Source organism: Pseudomonas sp. MIL19, assembly GCF_028680365.1.
GTDB classification, from domain to species: Bacteria; Pseudomonadota; Gammaproteobacteria; order Pseudomonadales; family Pseudomonadaceae; genus Aquipseudomonas; species Aquipseudomonas spirodelae.
The window spans coordinates 72,164-90,393 of sequence record NZ_JAPPVG010000011.1 but is presented as its reverse complement, the minus strand read 5'-3'; the positions used below and the strand labels follow the sequence as shown (position 1 = coordinate 90,393).

The window sequence follows — 18,230 nt, the reverse complement described above, 5'->3', positions numbered from 1 at the left end:
TTGCGGATTTCGTATTTACTAACCCTGAACACACTCCGACAGTGCGCAGAGCTAAGAGCTAATTCCCATGATGCATATCCCTCGGGTGCTAACCCCGCAACAGGTTATTGAGTGCCGCGAGCTTCTCCAGCGCGCGCAATGGATGGACGGCCGGCAAACCGCTGGGCCGCTGTCGGCGCTGGTAAAGAACAATCTGCAATTGCCCCTGGACAGTGTCGAGGCGCAGCAGATTGGGCAGATGATCCTCACTGCGCTGGAAAGTAATGCGCTGTTCATGTCTTCCGCGCTGCCACGCCGGGTGCTGCCGCCACGTTTTAATTGCCACCAGACCGGGCAAGCCTATGGCCTGCATGTGGACAATGCGGTGCAGCGGTTGGCCGGTGGCGAGATGCTGCGCTCGGACCTGTCAGCCACTTTGTTCCTCAGCGGGGCTGACGAATATGAAGGCGGAGAGTTGGAAATCGTCGCCAGCTTAGCAACGCATAGCATCAAGCTGGCGGCCGGTGATTTGTTGCTTTACCCCTCGACCAGTCTGCATCAGGTCTGCCCGGTGATGCGGGGCACACGTTTGTGTGCGTTCTTCTGGTTACAGAGCATGGTGCGTGATACCGAGCAGCGGCGCTTGCTGTTCGAGCTGGATCAGAGTGTTCAGCAGTTAACTCGTGAGTTGGGAAATGGTCACGCTAGCGTGTTGCAGCTGAGCGGCGTGTACCACAACCTAGTGCGCCAATGGGCGGACATCTGAGTCCTGCGTCTGCGCTCTAGGGAGTACAGTTCAACGGTTGTTCGCGCCAATTTGCCCAGGCTTGCCGCCAGCCTTCTGCATGACTGACTCCCGGCAGGATGACGGCTTGCAGACAATTGGCAGGGCCTAACGCCCGCCGATAATCATCGAGCAGCACTTGCGGTATCACTCGGTCTTCGTCGCCCAGCAGATGACGCTGAGGTATGAGTGCCAGGCGCTCACGCTGATCCAGTGGTTCTAGCGAGCCGTCCAGCAGCGTTAGTTTGAGCCGCGCTGTCCAGCGGCGTGGGCTGAGGTTGCCGGCCAGGGTCTGTACCCGGGCAATATCATCACGGCGCACGGCCAGCAGCAGCGCCAACGCAGCGCCACCGGAATAGCCGATCAGCTCGAAGTCGCGATTGCCATAGCGCGCCTTGAGTTGATCCAGCGCTTGGTCGAGGCTGTGCACGACTTCTTCGGCATAGCGCCGACTAGTCCAGAGCGTGATGTTGCAGGCTGGGGCACTGACAAACTGGCAGGGGCGTGCCAGATAGAGGTTGGGGGCTGAGTCGGCAAAGGCCAGCTCGGCTACCAGCAGGTGACGCGGGCTGGGGTCAAGGCTGGGTTGACTGGACGTGGCCCAAGCATGGCCGTCGCCTTCCATATAAATGCGCAGGCGCTTGCCGTTAACTGCTTGTCGCGGCCCTGCCAGGACCAGTGGGAACGGTGAGCCGGGCAGGTTTTGCACCTGCCGGCCATTCGCGCTGGCCAGTTCTTGCAACTGGCCGAGCGGCGCTTGGCAGGCAACCAGCAGTGTGGCGAGCAGTAGTAGCGCGCCTCGTGCTGAGCCTGCCAGAAACGCCTTCATCAGAAGTCGTAACGCACCTTGGCTTGGAAGGTATCCGCACTGAAGTCTTCTTTGCCGGTGTAGTCATAGCTTAGGCCGAGGGTGACGGCGGCCAGCTTGTAGTCAACACCCACGCCCGCTTCGTAGCGAGTGCGCGCTGGGCTGGCACCGTTGGCCACGAAGGGCGAACCGCCGAAGGTGAAGCTGGCCGTGTTGGTGACCTGGTCGGCGGCGAAGTCGTGGTAAACCATCACCTTGGCTTCTGGCTGCAACGTACCTTGGCCCAGCGGCAGGCTACCGGCGACGCGTAGGCCAGCACCCAGTTCGGCCACTTCATAGCGCTGGTCTTCTACGCGCAGGGCAGCGATTGAGCCTTTTTCGGTAAAGCTGTCGATGTCCACACGGGCGTAGCGGGCCGCCGCACGTGGTTCTAGCAGCACACCGTTGTCCAGTTTGAAGCCGTAGCCGCCAAGTACATTCAGGCCGACCATCTGGCTGTCGTAATCGGCTTCGGCCGTGGTGCCGGCGATATAGCGTTTGCTGTCGTTATGGTTGAGGCCTAAGGTCAGGCTGGAGTCGAGGAACCAAGCGTCTTGCTCAAAGCCGCTGTACAGGGTGATGGCGTGACCGTCGACCTCAGCTTTGTTGCCGCCGTCGGCGCTAATGTCGCTGTTCAGGTAGCTGTAGGCCAACCCTAGGGTCAACTGATCGGTCACCTTGGCATCGCTGCCGATGGCCAGACCGGACAGGTTGGCATCGAAGCCTTCGATTCCGTCACGGCGATCCTGTTCGACCTGGCTGCCTAGTGCCTTGATCCACAGGCCGGCATCTTTGAAGCTGTCGCCGGACGACTGACCACGCAAGCCCTGGGTGCGCTGGTTGGCATTGCTGTTGGCGGTGTTATCGAGGCCATAGGCGGCCTGAAGGCTGGCGCCGTTGACCTGAGGAACCAGTTGTTCGGTCACCTTGGCCACTTCATCGGCATCACCGGCCAACGCATCGAGCACGGGGTTATTGGGATTGCTGCTGGCCATGCCGGACAGCAGCGGCAAGATGGCACCGCCAGCCGCTTGGGCATTGGGGGTGTTGCCGATAAAGTTGTACTCGTCGACGGTGCTGACGGTGGCCAGCACCTTGTTGTTACCGCCGTCGTTGACGGAGTAGCTGTCGACCCGTAATAGCGCCGAATCGCGGGCGACCACGCTCAGGCCATTGTCCACAATTCCTGTGCTGGACAGCAGGGTGTACGTGCTCTGATTGGCGGCAAAATCGTTACCACGCAGGTTCAGGCCGATCTGTGAGCCGTTGCCGAAAGTGGCTGTTTGAACGTTGTAGACAATCGCATTGCCGTCGCCCGTGCCGCTGGCCAAGGGAGTGGCGCTGCTCAGGTAGAGTTCCAGCTTGGCGTTGTCGCCCAGGGTCAGGTTGCCCTGATGTGAGATACGGTCTTGTTCCAGAGTCAGGCTGGCAGCGTTGGCCAGATTGATAGTGCCGTAGCTGTAAAGGGTGTCATAAACCACATCGCCGGTGATATTAATCGCTGCCAATCCGCGCATCCCGCCACGAATCAGGCCATCGCTCCAGTTCAGGGTGATGGGCTGCTGGGCGCTTTGGGCGTTGATGGCATAGCTGCTGGGGGATCCACCGAGGATATCGCCGCTGTTATTGATGGTCATGGCGCTCCGCAGAACGAGTAGGCGCAGAGCTGTCGGCCCGGAGATAGTGCCGTTGTTATTCAGGGTGGTGATAGTTGCAAAGTCGGATGCAAGACCGGTGCTGCTGCCAGAGATGGTGCCGTTGTTGTTTAAGGTCGTGATGGTCGATTCTTGCTCGTTGCTTAAGCCGGTACTACCGGAGAGGGTGCCGCTGTTGTTTAGGGTGGTGATGGTCGATTGGTTGTTGAATAGGCCATAGTAAGTGCCGGAGATAGTGCCGCTATTGTCCAGGGTGGTGATGGTCGATTGGTTGTTGGCTAGGCCAATTTCGGCTCCCTCGATAGTGCCGCTATTGTCCAGGGTGGTGATATTCGAGGAGGAGGTGTTGAACAGACCATAGAAAGTGCCGGAGATAGTGCCGCTATTGTCCAAGGTGGTGATATTCGAGGAGGTGGTGTTGTACAGGCCAATTTCGGCTCCCTCGATAGTGCCGCTGTTATCCAAGGTGGTGATGGTCGAGTTGTTGATGAACATGCCCTCAAGGCCGCCAGAAATGATAACGCCTAATGGGTTGCTTACCAGCGAGTGGTTCATGTTGAAGATATGGCAGCTAGGTCCGCTGACACAGGTGACATCTGCAGCGGCAATGGATGGTAGGGCGGCAGCAATGGCCAGGGCCAGCAGGGATTTGTGCAGGGTCACGGACGTCATATTGATTCCTTGTGCTGATCGTTAAGCGCCTGCACTTTGGTAAGTGTTAACCAGTTGGCAGTTGGCAGTTGGCCGAATGGCAAGGATTTTGGCGAAGCAGGTGGCCATTTGCAATCAGTGTTTGTTGGCCACATGCCGGGCTGCGGTGGGCTGAATCAGGTTCTCGATTCAGCGGCCACTCATCGCTTAAGCAGATCAGTCAGTTAGCGCCTGCGGCGTTGTAATCGGGCCGTTGCGGCCCGTGACGATGGAGGATGTTTGTTTTATCTGTTCAGCTTTCCAGCCAAACGTCGCGCACCCAGTGCCAGACGCTTTCCCAGCTTTCGTCTTCGTTGATTTCGCCGGTGTCGGCTTCCCACAGCAGCACGGTGCCGTCTTCTTCCACCACGTAGTAGTTGCCGTGGTCTTCGCACAGCGGCACAAACTCGCGCGGTACGCCGAGGGACCAGGCGGTGGCGGCGACTTCTGGCAGGTAGGTGTGCGATTGCGGGTCGGCGGCGGTAACCGGCTCAAAGCGGCCGTAGACCACATCGCTGACCTGCAGCAGGTATTCGCGCAGGGCATAGGGCAGGTGGATAAGGATCTGTTCCTGGATCTCCACCAGCACTTCTTCTTCCGGAAGTTCCAGCGGCACCGGCACGGGTTCGTTGAGTTCGCGCAGTTGTTCGATGACTTCTTCCACGGGCGTTGTCTCTTTTGCAGGTAATACGGGAGCGTCTTATACCCTAGACGGGTCTAAGCAAAAAGCTGGCAAAGTGCTATCGTCCAGCTCAGGTGGTCGTCAATTTTTTAACGTCACTAAATGGTCTAGTCATGAAAAGCCCAACGCAAGCGTCTGAAGACGGCGTCATCAGTGAGGAGCAGCGGCTGCAGTTGCTGACCGCGGCAGGCAAACGTAATCGCCTTTTCATTATTGGCGTGGCCGCGCTGCTCGGCACCATTATGCTTATTTCGGCCGGGCTGAATATCTACAGCCTGTTCAGCGCTGATGATGCACCGCGTATCGAGGCGCTGGAGCAGCAGGTGCTAACGCTTGAGCAACGCTTGTCGGTGCAGCAAACCGCCCTGAGTAATCTGGAAGCGTTACTGGCCAGTCAGCAAGCCTCGCAGCTGACCGGTTTGTTCGAGCGCGCGGAAAACCCTGACAGCATCGTTCAAGTGAGCAAGGTGTTGCAGGCTCAAGAACGTGACTATCAGCAGGTGATGCAAGGTTTAAAGGTGGGCATGCGCGACCTGGCCAATATGCTGCCGGGCTCACGTAGCTGGCTGGCGGATTACCAGGAGGTGATTGATCGGGCGCAGCTCAACAGCCGTAAGCGCAGTGAAGAGATTCAGGCCTGGAGCGATAAGGCCTTGCAACCGGTCCCGGCGGCCAAGCCGCCGGGCACACCTGTCGATCCGGGTTAAGGCGTTAGCCCATGTGGAAGAAGGCCAGCTTGTTGCCATCGTGGTCGCGGAAATAAGCGCCATAGAAGCCAGGCATGCGCTCGCCGGGTTCGCCTTCGCTGGTTGCGCCGAGCTCGATGGCCTTGGCATATAGCGCGTCGACACCTTCGCGGGAACCGCCGGGCAAGGCGACCATATTGCCGTTACCTGGGTTAGGTGCCTGCTTGTCATAGGGCACGCATACGGCAAACATTGGTTGGCCTTGGGCAACGCCATAGAACGCGGCGCGGCCAATATCCATGACGATTTTGGCACCCATTTCGGCCAGCAGCGGGGTGTAGAAGGCTTTGGCTTTTTCCATATCGGCGGTGCCGACCATTGCGTATCCGATCATTGCTCAATCCTCGTGGTGATGATGCTTAGGCAGCGCTCAGCTTGCGCTCAGAGTGAATCCGGCGCCAGCCCATCTGTTTGCTGAATGAGCGTGCAGAAAAAACCCGGGCATGCCCGGGTTTTCGGTGTTGCAGTTGGTGTTAGCCGTTCTGGCGGATACCCGCGACCAGCCATGGCTGGTTGTCACCGGCCGCACGCTCCATGCGCCAGCTTTCGCTGAACGCTTCGCCTTGGTCGAAGCGCGAGGTTTTGGCCACGCCGGTGAAGGTCAGAGTGGCGACGGTTTTGTCGCTGAGGTCATCGACACCATCCAGCTGCACGTCGAGATCGTCGACATAGGTGGACTGGAAGCCATCACCCAAGTCAGCACGTTCGCGGCTAAGGAATTCCAGCAGCTGCGGGGTAACGAATTCGGCGATTTTGTCCATTTCGTTAGCATCCCAGTGCTGCTGCAAGCTGAGGAAGTGCTCACGGCCAGCGCTGACAAAGCTCTGCTCGTTAAACCAGGCTGGTGCATTGATCACCGGCTTGATCGCGGCAGCGGCGCTGCTGCCGCCAAAGATCGAGGCAGGGGCTGCAGGCATTTCACGCTGCATCGGCGCGCCGTTGGCGGTCGCTGGACCGGCCTGACGACGGCGTGCGGCGAGGAAGCGGAACAGCAGGAAGGCGATCAAGCCGAAGATCAGCATGTCCATGATCTGCAGGCCTTCAAAGCCGTCACCCATAAACATCGACGCCAGCAAACCACCTGCTGCGATACCGGCCAATGGGCCTAACCAGCGCGATGCGCCGCTGGCTGCAGCCGGTTGACGACCTGCAGCTGCCGGAGCCGCCGATTGCTGGGCTGGCGCTTGACGTGCTTGATGGCTTGGCGCGGAGCCGAAGGATTTGCTGCCGCCAAAGCGCTTGGCTTCGGCGTCGAAGCTCATGGTCAGGCCGACGCTGAGGCACATGGCCAGGGCAATGCTAAGGAAACGCTGCATGATTGGCTGTCTCTTGGTTATTGGATCTACGCGCGGCATCTTGCCCGGCGTGGTTAGCGCTGGCTAGCCATAGAATGTTTCCGGCTTTTGCCTTGCTGCACTGAAGTGGCGGGCGAACTGTGGCGAAAACCGCAAGCGCAACCCAGGGGCTGCGCTTGCAGGCTTGAGATACTGGGCGTTAGCGCCAGTTGTACAACTCTTTCTCCGACAGCTGATGCATCAGGCTGGCTTGGGCCTGGAAGGCTTGCATCGAGGCCCAGATACGCCCGTTCAGTTCGTTTTGCCCGGCCAGCTCGCCCAGCACCACGGTGCTTTCATGTTGCATGGCGGCGAGCACCTCATCAGGGAAGCGCTTGAGCAGGGTGCCCTGCTGTTTCAACTGATCCAGGGCCAGGGCGTTGTTGTAGACGTAATCGTCGAGCATGTCCTGGTTCGCCGCGCGGGTGGCTTCCGTGAGGATCGCCTGCAGATCAGCCGGCAGGCTATCGAAGGCCTTCTGGTTGATCAGTAGCTCCAGCACCGCCTGCGGCTCCTGCCAGCCCGGGTAGTAGTAGAACTTGGCCGCTTTGTGCAGGCCAAAGGCCAGGTCGTTATAGGGGCTGACCCAGTCGGTGGCGTCGATCGCGTTGGTTTGCAGGGCGGTGAACACTTCGCCGCCGGGCAGGTTGACGGTGGTGGCGCCGAGCTTGCTCAGCACTTCGCCGCCGAGGCCGGGCATGCGGATCTTCAGGCCTTTGAGGTCATCCAGCGAGTTGATTTCCTTGTTGTACCAGCCGCCCATCTGCATGCCGGTGTTGCCCACGGCCAGCGGCTTCACGCCGTGCGGGGCATAGGCTTCCTCCCACAATGCCTGACCGCCACCTTTGCTTAACCAGGCGTTCATTTCTGGCGTCGACAGGCCGAATGGCACCGCTGTAAAGAACTGTGCAGCCGGTACTTTGCCCTTCCAGTAATACGCCGCGCCATGGCCCAGCTCGGCGGTGCCGCGCGACACCGCGTCAAACACCTCCAGCGGCGGCACCAGCTCGCCACCGGCATACACCTTGATGGTCAGGCGGCCATTGCTCATGGTCTTGACCCGCTCGGCCAAGCGCTCGGCTGACGTGCCCAGGCCGGGGTAGTTCTTCGGCCAGGCGGTGACCATCTTCCACTGGAAGTTTTCTGCGGCAGGCGACCCGGCGGCAGCTGTGGTTGCTGCTGCCTGCGAGGTGGCGGCTTCTTCCTTGCAACCGCTCAGGCCAAGGGCGGCGAGCAGGGCGCTGGCGAGCAGCAGGGGGCGGCGGATCATTGGGGTTCCTTATGAATTGAATGGACGGTTGGTCACAGCGCTTCCAGCTTGGCGTAGCTGAGCATCAGCCACTTACTGCCTTCGCTCTCGAAATTAACCTGCACCCGCGCCTGCGCGCCGGAGCCTTCGAAATTGAGAATGGTGCCTTCGCCAAACAGCGAATGCTGCACGCGCTGGCCGAGGTTGAAGCCGGTGTCCGGCACGGCGCTGCCAGCGAACATATTGTCGCCGCCCATATTGCGGCTCACCGCGCCAAACGGCCGGCTGACGCTGTTGCTCAGGCGCACTTCCTGAATCAGCTGCGGCGGAATCTCGCGGACGAAGCGCGACACCTTGTTATAGGTTTCGCTGCCATACAGGCGGCGGGTTTCGGCGTAGGTAATCACCAGCTTGCTCATGGCGCGGGTGATGCCGACGTAAGCCAGGCGGCGCTCTTCCTCAAGACGGCCGGGCTCTTCCAGGCTCATCTTGTGCGGGAACAGGCCTTCTTCCATGCCCACCAGAAACACCTGGGGGAATTCCAGGCCCTTGGCGCTGTGCAGGGTCATCAGCTGCACACTGTCTTCGTTTTCTGCGGCCTGGGTGTCGCCAGCTTCTAGCGACGCGTGGCTGAGGAAGGCTTGCAGCGGGCTCAGCTCGTCGTCTTCGTTGTTCTCGAAGGTGCGTGCGGCGCTGACCAGCTCCTCAAGGTTTTCGATACGGGCCTGGGCTTTTTCGCCTTTTTCGGCCTTGTGATAGGCGATCAGCCCGCTCTGCTCGATCACCGTCTGGGTCATCAGGTGCAGGGACATGTCCAGCGCTTTGGCCGACAGGTTGTTGATCAACTCGATAAACCCGGCCAAGGCACCCGAGGCGCGGGCTGGCAGGGCTTTGGCCGCAACCATCAGGTTAATAGCGCCCCACATCGACACATCATGGGCGCGGGCGTATTCGCGAATCGCCTCGACACTTTTCTCACCGATGCCGCGCGCCGGCACGTTGATCACCCGCTCCAGCGCCGCATCGTTGCCACGGCCGTCGAGCAGACGCAGGTAGGCCATGGCGTTCTTGATCTCAGCACGTTCAAAGAAGCGCTGGCCGCCGTAGATGCGGTACGGGATTTTCTCGCGCAGCAGGGCTTCTTCGAGTACCCGCGACTGGGCGTTGGAGCGGTAAAGAATGGCGATTTCGCTGCGCTTGAGGCCGTCCTTGCGCAGGGCGTCTTCGATCGTCTCGACCACGTAGCGTGCTTCGTCGTGCTCGTTGAACGCGGCGTACAGATTGATCGGCTCGCCGTCGCCGACATCGGTGCGCAGTTCTTTACCCAGGCGGCCCTGGTTATTGGCGATCAGCGCGTTGGCGGCATTGAGGATGTTCGCAGTGGAGCGGTAATTTTGCTCCAGGCGGATGATCTCGGCACCGGCGAAATCGCTGTCGAACTGCTGGATATTCTCGATTTTCGCCCCGCGCCAGCCATAGATCGACTGGTCGTCGTCGCCGACCACCATCAGGCTTTCGCCGCCTTTGGCGAGAAAGCGCAGCCAGGCGTACTGCACGGCGTTGGTGTCCTGGAATTCGTCCACCAGAATATGCCGGAAGCGCCGCTGGTAATGTTCCAGCAGGCCCGGCTTGTCGCGCCACAGGTCGAGGGCACGCAGCAGCAGCTCGGAGAAGTCGATCACCCCAGCGCGTGCGCAAGCCGCCTCGTAGCCTTCATAGATTTTCAACATGGTGGCGAGGAACAGGTCGCCGCCGGGCTGGATATTCTTCGGCCGCAGGCCTTCATCCTTCTGCCCATTGATAAACCATTGGGCTTGCTTGGGCGGCCAGCGCTGCTCGTCCAGGCCGAGGTCGCGGATCACCCGTTTGACGATGCGTTGCTGGTCGTCGGAATCGAGAATCTGGAAGTTCTCGGCCAGGCCGGCTTCCTGCCAGTGCGCGCGCAGCAGGCGATGGGCCAGGCCGTGGAAGGTGCCGACCCACATGCCGGCCGGGCTCTGCCCGAGCACATCTTCGATGCGATGGCGCATCTCGGCGGCGGCCTTGTTGGTAAAGGTCACCGACAGGATGCTGTGTGGCGAGACGTCCAGCCGCTGAATCAGAAAGGCAATACGGTGCACCAGCACGCGGGTCTTGCCGGAGCCGGCACCGGCCAGCACCAACTGATGGCCAGGCGGCGTAGTAACCGCATGGTGTTGGGCTGGGTTGAGGGAGGTGAGTCGCTGATCAAGGTCATTTTGCATCGCGGCATTCTAGGGGGCGCAGCTGGGCAGGGCAAACCAGGCTGTCACGCCGATTGTTTTGGACGACTGGTGAGTCAGCTCAACGGGCGCAGTCGGGGTATGGCCGGACGCGGCAGAAGTCAGCTATTTACCCTGTGTGTGAGTGCACTTCTGGCTTGGGCGATGCGTCTAGCTCGGGTATGCTGCGCCGATATTTAGGCAACCATTATAAGAAAATCGCCTATGACTTCTGCGATCCCATTGACTGATTTAAATGGCTTAAAAGCGACTTCCGGCCCGGAAGTGACTCAGCTGTTTGCCACTGATATTGCTGCCGAGCGCACCCGTATGCTCTACCAGGGCTCGCGGGTGCCGACTCTGTTTATGCTGCTCAGCGGTATGGCGTGCACGTTCCTGTTGTGGGGGGGGGCTGCCGCCGTTGTTGCTCGTGGGTTGGTCGGTCTGGCTGGTTATTCTGGCCGTGCTGCGCCTGGTGCAGGTGCGTGCATTCAACCATGCCTTGCCCAGCCGCCAGGCCGAGCGCTATTGGCGGCGCCTGTTCCTGCTTGGGGCCGGTGCGTCCGGGTTGACCCTGGCGTTTGCTGCCATCGCCCTGGTGCCTGCCGATGTGTTTTACCTGCAGGCCCTGGTCTATGGCCTGATTGCGGCGGCAATTCTCTCTGCCAGCGTGGCTTACGCCATCAGTTTTTCGGCTTTTCTGACCTTTGCGTTGCCCTGTCTGCTGCCCTCGATGGGCTATCTGCTGTTTAGCAACAATGCGCTACAACAGGGCTGGGGCCTGCTTGCCAGCATCCTGCTGCTGACCTTGCTGGTGCTCGCCTGGCAGGTCAACCGCCTGGTACAGCGCAGCTTGCTGCAGCGCTTCCACAATCAGGCGTTGATCAGCAACCTGGAGCACGCCAAGCGCCAGGCCGAGGGGCTCAACAGCGAGCTGGTGCATGAAGTGGAACAGCGTCGCCGCGCCGAGCGTGAATTGCGCCATGCCCATGATGACCTGGAAATGCGCGTGGCTGAGCGCACGCTTGAGTTGGATGAAACCACCTACGCGCTGAGCAAGAGCCGCACGCGCCTGACCCTGGCCATTGAGGCCAGCGAGCTGGGCCTGTGGGACTGGGACCTGCAGAGCGATAAGGTGCACCACTCGCGCCTCAAGGAGATATTCGGCCTGGAGCCGCATGACGTGCAGGTGATGCTGCGCGACCTCAAGCCGCGTTTGCATCCGGATGACCTGCCGGTGCTGCGCCGCGCGCTGGTCGAGCACATGAAGGGGCGCAGTGACGATTACCAGGTCGAATACCGCATTAAACATGCACAGGGCCATTGGGTGTGGATCGCCGACCGTGGCCGCGCTGTCGAGCGCGACGCCAAGGGACGTGTGCTGCGCATGCTGGGTACGCGCAGCGACATCACCACGCGCAAGCTGCACGAACAGCAGCAGCAACTGGCGGCCACGGTGTTTGAAGCCGCCAGTGAAGGCATCGTGATTCTCGATCCCGACTACCGCCTGCTGTCGGTCAATCAGGCCTTCAGTGAGGTCACCGGTTATCGTCAGGACGAGGTGGTCGGTAAAAGCGCGATCAGCCTGACGAACAGTGGTGATAGCCGCCGGCAGTACCAGATGATTCGTCTGGAGTTAGAGAGCAGGGGTAGCTGGCGCGGTGAGTTGATTGAAACGCGCAAGAACGGCGAGTTGTATCCGCAGTGGCTGCAACTCAATGTGGTGCGCGATGCGCGCGGCAGTGTCAGTCATATCGTCGGTTTCTTCGCCGACCTGTCCTCGCGGCGCGAGGCCGAGGAGCGACTGCGCTACCTATCTCACTATGATGAGTTGACGGGCCTGGCCAATCGCAGCCTGTTCAAGCAGCGGTTGCATGAGGCCAGCCAGCGTGCGCGGCAGAATGGGCGCAGCATCGCTTTGCTGCACATCGATCTGGATCGCTTCAAACTGCTCAACGACAGCCTCGGTCATGAAGTGGCTGACCAGCTGCTCCGGCAGGTCAGCCGCCGCCTGACTCAGGCAGTGCCGGAGGCCGACACCCTGGCGCGTTTGTCCGGTGACGAGTTTGCCATCCTCATCGACGCCTACGGCAGCCTCTCCAGCCTGGCGCGCCTGGCCAGTCGTCTGCTCAGCAAATTGCGTGTGCCCATGACGGTTGGCGGCCATGAGTTAGTGGTCAGTGCCTCGCTGGGGATTAGTTTGCTGCCAGACAACGCGCGGGAAATTTCCGCGCTGATCAGTCAGGCCAATATGGCCACCCAGCACGCCAAGCACTTGGGGGGTAACACCTTCCAGTTCTTCACCGACAACCTGCAAGCCTGCACGTTGGAGCGTCTGCAGCTGGAAAATCAGCTGCGCAAAGGCATCCAAGAAGGCCAGTTGGAGGTGTTCTACCAGCCCAAATTGGGCCTGGCGGATGACAGCCTGCTGGCCGCCGAAGCCTTGGTGCGCTGGCGTCATCCGCAGCTGGGGCTGGTGCCGCCGGGCGACTTTATCGGTCTGGCCGAAGAAACCGGGTTGATCGGTGCGATTGGCGAGTTCGTGTTGCGTCAGGCGTGTAAACAAGCCTGTGCATGGCGCGACGAAGGCCTGGCGCAGATTCGCGTTTCGGTGAACCTTTCGGTGCACCAGGTGCGCCAAGGCAACCTGCTCAGCCTGGTGCGTCAGGTGCTAAAGGAAACCGGGCTGGATCCGCAGTTTCTCGAGCTAGAACTGACCGAAAGCCAGCTGCTGGATAATGTCGAAAGTGTGATTAGTACCTTCCAGCAATTGCGCGATTTGGGGGTCAAGCTGGCGATTGACGACTTCGGCACCGGCTACTCCTCGCTGAGCTACCTGAAGCGCTTCCCAGTGGATTACGTCAAGATCGACCAAACCTTTATCCGCGACCTCACGCCCGGCAGTGAAGACGCCGCGATCACCCGCGCGATCATCGCCATGGTCCACAGCCTGGAGCTCAAGGTGGTTGCCGAAGGTGTGGAAACCCAGGCGCAGCTGGACTTTCTAAAAAGCCACCAGTGCGATGAGGTTCAGGGCTACCTGATCAGCAAGCCAGTGCCGGCCGAGCAGTTTGCGCAGTTGTTGCGTGAGCAGGACGACAGATTTTGAGGCGCTCTAAAAAGACGTCCTAGCTGGGTTTAGGAGAGCGCTGAAAAGGCATCATGATTTTGGCAAAACTCCAGACTCCACTTGCCGAGTCTTCCGGATAGTCATCGACACTACTTGGTCAGGCAAATAGATTTATTTCTAGGCGTTATCGAGTGATGGATGTTTTTTTAGGTGAAGTTGCTGCTCTCATGTTGAGAGCAGCATGCCGCTCAGTTTGGTAGTTGGCGATATTAAACTGCACCAGTTTTATCGAGGAAGTAAATCTTTTCTATGGTTTTTAAGGAGCTATTTTTAGAACCAGGGTTTAGAGGCATTTACATAAGTATTTTCAAACTCATCATCCGATTTTATTAAATACATGATGAATTCAACGAATGCAATTACACCAATTACCATCGATGGAATGCCCAGTAGTATAAAGCCGAAGATGAAAGTCAACAGCATGATCACGCCTTGCTTGTTATAACCAAGAAAGAATTTATGTGCACCAAAAACGCCAAGAAAAAACGCCAGAATGGCAGCAGGGATTTTTTTCGAAGAACCGGAGGCGGCCTGGTCTTGATAGATATCTGCGGCTGCACCTTCGTTTACTGAGAAGTCTACCTTGGCGCCGCTCTTTGGCAGTACGCTAGCTTTCCATTGACCCATATCGAAGTTATAGCGATTACCATCGTCGGCACTGATGACGCCAGTGCGATTATTGCTATTGAAATCCAGAATCTTGCCTTTCATGGTGCATTCCTTGTTTTGGGAGTGGATGTGATGCACAGCTTATTTCAGGTCGATATTCAAACTGGGTGAACCAAAAGCTACTAGGTTGGCGTTAGAACCTTCGAAGTAGCCTTTCCAAAAGCTATGTAGCAACTCCATGGTTTTACCAGAGCGATAGGCTTGCTTAACATCTTTGGTTACCAAGCCTGCTCCGGCGACATAGACCCTTGCACCCTGTAGATCAGCAAACAGTTGCTTGTCGCTAACCCGCCTCAGCTCGCCCTGCGGTTGCAAATCGCGGATACGGTTGTTGGCGTAGAAACTGCCGAAATCACTGTTTTCCAACATGTCAGAGAGCAGCAGGATTACCCGTTCTTCGGCCGGCTGGCGCGCCAGGTCTTCACCTATGTCGCGCAAGGAGTGGAAGATCTCACTGCGCGGAATATCTTCCGATGCTTCGCGCAGGCTGCTGACGAAGGCCTGGCCAAACTTCTTGCGAAAGAAGGCTTGCTGCTCTGCTACGCACTTATCGAAACTACGCAGTGATTGCATGCCGATGCTGTCGCGCACCTTGCCTTCGAGCGGTTGGTTCAGCTCTCCGGCGAAACGCAGTTGCATAAATTGGTTAGGTAGAAAGGCCGAAAAGCTGTACAGGCGAACTCTATCGCCAGGTGCAACAAAGCGATTGATCTGCCCCCAGGCGGTTTTCTGGATACTGTCTGGCATCGGAATGGTTTGGTCGACTATCACCGTCAGTTCGCGGCCTGAGCCGGGTTGGCGAAACTCGTTAACCTTGGCATAGCCATAACAGTCGGGAATGTCGTTGCGCTCGCCGCCTGCCTGCACGAGTGCAGGTAGGCAAAGGAGCAAGGCGGAAAGGGCCTTGAGTTTCATTTAGACCTCTTCAAAGTCTTTCAAGAGCTGTTGTTCAGCCCTTAGCGCCAGTACGGCATCCAGGTCATAGCCTTTGGCTCGGCAGATGGTGCCCAGCTGCTCGTCGCTGTAGGCGGTCAGATCTTTGCTGCGCAGCGCGTTGTGGTCAGCCGCCAGGGTTGCTTCGACTGCTGGTGGGGGGCTCTCCGCCTGTATTTCAGACACTGCTGGTGTGGGTTGGGCTATTGCTGCCGGGGTTGCAGTTGGCTGTGCCGGAGGGCTTATTGGCTGGACTTTGGCAGCGCTTGGCAGGTTCGGTTGTGCTTGTGATCGATGGGTGCCAGCCTCTTCCTGCATGCGCAGTACATAGGCATTGAAGTCGCGTCCGTGAGCGCCTTTGAGGGCTGCTTGTACATTGCTGTCTGTGGTTGTGCGCTTGGATAGCTTCATTTGCAGCATGCGTAGCTTGTGGTCGGCATGGGCAGCGATTTTGCCGCGTTGGTTTTCCATCCAGCGCTCAAGCTCAACGGCGTTGTTGAATTTGTGGGTGTATTCCCAGGCCTTCTTCGATTCGACCCCGGCGAAGCCGAAGATCGACGCTAGCCATACGCTGACTGCCTGGATAGCGACGTAGATGACCGAGAGCACCACAAAGGTGATCAGCGAGGCGCTGCGAATCGCATCCATTTTGTCAGTCAGGGTGCTGTCGCTGGCTTCCTGGTTCACTGCTGCGGAGTCCTCCGGCAGTTCGAAGGGGCTGGCGCTGCTTTCGTAGCTTTGCTCGGCAAACACGCTCGGGTTGCCAACCATTTCGGTTTCGATGCTCTTGAGCTGATAAGCGCGTATACCGAACGCTGCACAGGCCATGATCATGACCACTAGGGCGCAGCCGACGATCCAGCCATGCCGTGGGGTTACGGTTTGATTGGTAACGATGCGCGCCAGAATACGGTTGTAGTCCTTTCCGCCTTCGTCCTTCTCGGTTTCTTTGATACGTACACCCGGCTGCACTTGTTTCAGCGGAGTGACTTTATTCTCATCCTGATCGCCTTCCCACCAGTGGCGAGCCTTGTTAACCAGTGAGTTGTGATGGATTGCCCGGCCTGCAGCTTCAGCAAAGCCTGCGGAGATAATCGACAGGAGAAATGCGGCCATCCAGCCCAGATAGGCTTGGTCATTGGATGACAGGTTCTGGTTAATAAAAGGCACCAGTACATAGGCGAAACCTACGGCTTCAAAGAGAATCAGCAGAAAGATAAGCACCAGCACCCAGATCGGACGCTCACGGCGGTCTCCTTCACCGATAGTGTCTAGGTAGGACTCGCACTTGTTGTAGTAGTCGGAGCTTTTGTCCCCAACGTCCTGGTAGTAGTCGTAGTAGTTGTTGCATAGCGAAGCTTCGCTAAGCAGCCACTTCTTGTGGTCGGTGCTGGTGCTGCCGCTGGCCAGGCGCGCTACGGTGCCAATCACTGGGGTACCGTGCCATACGCGCATCAAAAAATAGCCGACTTTGTCCCAGTAGACCTTGATCAGAAGTGCCGACAGCAGGGTGGAGATCACCGCACCTGTCACCAGTTTGTTGGCCAGGGCCAAAGCCATCAGCGCATTGAAGCTGAAATCTTCCATCTTGAGTTCCTTGTATTAGGTACGAACCGGAATGAACCGGGCGCTGTAGGCTTCGCCATTGTTTTTCGGATAGAAGAGCATGCCGTCTGTTGCTTGTGAGTTGCCTTTACTGAACACCACATCCAGGCAGGAAACTGGTTCTTGCGGGTTGCTTACGAATACGCGATAGAGCACACGGTCTTCGCCTTCGTATGTGTTAGCGATGGCGCTGGCCTTGACCAGGGCTTTGCGATTGCCGGTATCGTAGTTCGGCACTACTTGTACGAAGGGCTGGCGATCTACTGCGGCGGCGTCGCGCAGTATGGATACGGGGGAAATCGTCACCAGGTGGCCATTGACCGTCTGCGCCCATACGCGGTTGTTGTACCCCGGTAGGTAATCGGTGGTGGCATGGGTTTCCAAGGCTTTACCGCTGGCCAAGTTGAATACCTCACCACTTTGGCGCGGCTTATCGCTTTCGCAGCTGCTCATGGGGATGTCGGCCGCATTTGCCGTAGAAATTATGGCGAAACCGCCACTTTTCGGCGTGATGGCCTGGCCTAGCGTCCAGTTGCTGACAATCGCGGGCTGGCCGCCAAAATCGATCACATTGCCTTTGCGCACGCGTGCTGCAGCGCTGCTCGACGGGCTAGTACTGCTGGTGCTCTTAGCGACTGCCGTATCCTTGCTCGTAACCGGTTTGGTGGCGGCGTCTCTCGTTGAGGCCTTGATCGATACCGGCGCAGTTGCTTCAGTCGAGGTGCCGTGAGCGAGGTATTTTGGGTTGTTCTGTTCGGCATTGACCCGCTTTACCAAGGTGGTGCGGTCGTTGACTTCGACTATCTCGACGCGACGATTCTTACCGCGTTGCAGGCTGTCACTGTTGTCGGCAATTGGCCTGGAGGCACCTGCCCCCTGAAAGAACATACGTTCACGATCAATGCCCTGTTCGGCCAGGATACTTGCTACAGCCTTAGCGCGGCGTTCAGACAGTTGCTGGTTGCCTTGCGCGCTGCCGGTGGCATCGGTGTGGCCAACTACCAGAATCGCCGAGTTTTTTGGTTGACCGGGTAGGGGGGCAAAGGCACTCGCCAGCTTGCGTACTTGGCGTTGCCCATCGCTGCTGAGCGTGGCGCTGCCGACCGGGAACATGCCCTGATCTTCGATCTGCGCGACTATGCCGGCTTGTTCGGGGGCTGCGCTGGGAGTACTGCCAGGGGTCTGCAGGGTTTCCAGCTGCATCTTGAGGTTTTCCTCGCGCGCCAGTTGCTCCAGCTTATCCAGGCGGTTTTTGTACAGCAGGGCCATGCCGCAACCAGCGGCAGCACCGATAACGGCGCCACCTATGATGGCGCCACTGTCACCTTTGGTTGCGGCCCCGACTGCAGCCCCAGCGACTGCACCTAACAAGCCGCCGGCCATGCAGTTGATGTTGGCGCTGTTGCTTTTGGCGAAGTTATCGATTGTTGCGCAACTGCTGGTGCCTAAGCTGATGGCGATGGCTAAAGCCGTGATGCGTAATGCGGGCGAACACCGGGTATGCAAGGCGATGAACAATAGAGACGCTCCTGAAGCTTGTGGGCACTTCAGGGCAGGCACATTGAGCGCAGGGGCAAAATGTTCATCCGTGAAGCCTTGGTCTTTCGTTCGCAACCTTGCGAGCGGTGCCAATTTCATCACAGTAATGATGGCGATTCAATGGCGCCAATAAGCTGTTGGATGCATT

14 protein-coding genes and 1 pseudogene are annotated in these 18,230 nt (G+C 58.6%); 4 read left to right on the top strand and 11 right to left on the bottom strand.

The features are described 5' to 3' along the window. Positions 1-67 precede the first annotated feature (67 nt). Complete coding sequence (locus tag N1078_RS10305) at positions 68-745, top strand: Fe2+-dependent dioxygenase (RefSeq protein ID WP_274088081.1); 678 nt, start codon at positions 68-70, stop codon at positions 743-745. Positions 746-761: 16 nt separating this feature from the next. Here the strand turns inward: N1078_RS10305 and N1078_RS10300 are convergent, their stop codons facing one another. The 3 genes from N1078_RS10300 to N1078_RS10290 all read right to left on the bottom strand — a co-directional run bounded on the left by N1078_RS10300 (position 762) and on the right by N1078_RS10290 (position 4,619). Then, the gene (locus N1078_RS10300) at positions 762-1,592 is read right to left on the bottom strand and encodes an alpha/beta hydrolase (RefSeq protein WP_274088080.1); all 831 of its coding nucleotides are present in this window, start codon (positions 1,590-1,592) and stop codon (positions 762-764) included. Then, entirely contained in the window at positions 1,592-3,937 is a 2,346-nt protein-coding gene (locus N1078_RS10295) for an autotransporter family protein (RefSeq protein ID WP_274088079.1), read from the bottom strand. The genes N1078_RS10300 and N1078_RS10295 overlap by 1 nt, the downstream gene beginning before the upstream one ends. Before the next feature lie 271 nt (positions 3,938-4,208). Further along, positions 4,209-4,619 carry an SMI1/KNR4 family protein gene (locus tag N1078_RS10290; RefSeq protein ID WP_274088078.1) on the bottom strand — a complete coding sequence of 137 codons (411 nt, stop codon included), beginning with the start codon at positions 4,617-4,619 and terminating at the stop codon, positions 4,209-4,211. Between the two features lie 131 nt (positions 4,620-4,750). On the opposite strand from N1078_RS10290, the gene N1078_RS10285 reads away from it, so the two are divergent. After that, on the top strand, positions 4,751-5,344 hold the full coding sequence (locus N1078_RS10285; protein WP_274088077.1) for a hypothetical protein: 594 nt from the start codon (positions 4,751-4,753) through the stop codon (positions 5,342-5,344). Between the two features lie 4 nt (positions 5,345-5,348). Here the strand turns inward: N1078_RS10285 and N1078_RS10280 are convergent, their stop codons facing one another. The 4 genes from N1078_RS10280 to uvrD all read right to left on the bottom strand — a co-directional run bounded on the left by N1078_RS10280 (position 5,349) and on the right by uvrD (position 10,209). After that, the gene (locus N1078_RS10280; protein ID WP_274088076.1) at positions 5,349-5,717 is read right to left on the bottom strand and encodes a VOC family protein; all 369 of its coding nucleotides are present in this window, start codon (positions 5,715-5,717) and stop codon (positions 5,349-5,351) included. Positions 5,718-5,856: 139 nt separating this feature from the next. After that, positions 5,857-6,699: a Tim44 domain-containing protein gene (locus N1078_RS10275; RefSeq protein ID WP_274088075.1), complete on the bottom strand. Its 843-nt coding sequence runs from the start codon at positions 6,697-6,699 to the stop codon at positions 5,857-5,859. 178 nt (positions 6,700-6,877) lie between these two features. Beyond that, entirely contained in the window at positions 6,878-7,987 is a 1,110-nt protein-coding gene (locus N1078_RS10270) for a TRAP transporter substrate-binding protein (RefSeq protein WP_274088074.1), read from the bottom strand. Between the two features lie 32 nt (positions 7,988-8,019). Further along, positions 8,020-10,209 carry a DNA helicase II gene (uvrD, locus tag N1078_RS10265; RefSeq protein ID WP_274088073.1) on the bottom strand — a complete coding sequence of 730 codons (2,190 nt, stop codon included), beginning with the start codon at positions 10,207-10,209 and terminating at the stop codon, positions 8,020-8,022. Between the two features lie 327 nt (positions 10,210-10,536). Between uvrD and N1078_RS10260 the strand changes: the two are divergent. Next, positions 10,537-13,315: pseudogene (locus N1078_RS10260) on the top strand (putative bifunctional diguanylate cyclase/phosphodiesterase). A gap of 291 nt (positions 13,316-13,606) precedes the next feature. Here the strand turns inward: N1078_RS10260 and N1078_RS10255 are convergent. From N1078_RS10255 to N1078_RS10240, 4 genes are read right to left on the bottom strand one after another with little or no spacing between them, the layout of a single operon-like run. Continuing rightward, positions 13,607-14,047, bottom strand: coding sequence for a TM2 domain-containing protein (locus tag N1078_RS10255; protein ID WP_274088072.1), 441 nt, complete (start codon positions 14,045-14,047; stop codon positions 13,607-13,609). Positions 14,048-14,086: 39 nt separating this feature from the next. After that, positions 14,087-14,920 carry a hypothetical protein gene (locus N1078_RS10250; RefSeq protein WP_274088071.1) on the bottom strand — a complete coding sequence of 278 codons (834 nt, stop codon included), beginning with the start codon at positions 14,918-14,920 and terminating at the stop codon, positions 14,087-14,089. Then, entirely contained in the window at positions 14,921-16,525 is a 1,605-nt protein-coding gene (locus tag N1078_RS10245) for a hypothetical protein (protein WP_274088070.1), read from the bottom strand. Positions 16,526-16,540: 15 nt separating this feature from the next. Next, positions 16,541-17,812 (bottom strand): OmpA family protein, encoded by a 1,272-nt coding sequence (locus N1078_RS10240; protein ID WP_274088069.1) that lies wholly within the window; start codon positions 17,810-17,812, stop codon positions 16,541-16,543. Positions 17,813-17,924: 112 nt separating this feature from the next. Here N1078_RS10240 and N1078_RS10235 point away from each other — a divergent pair, with 112 nt between their 5' ends. Beyond that, positions 17,925-18,215: a hypothetical protein gene (locus N1078_RS10235; RefSeq protein WP_274088068.1), complete on the top strand. Its 291-nt coding sequence runs from the start codon at positions 17,925-17,927 to the stop codon at positions 18,213-18,215. Positions 18,216-18,230 lie beyond the last annotated feature (15 nt).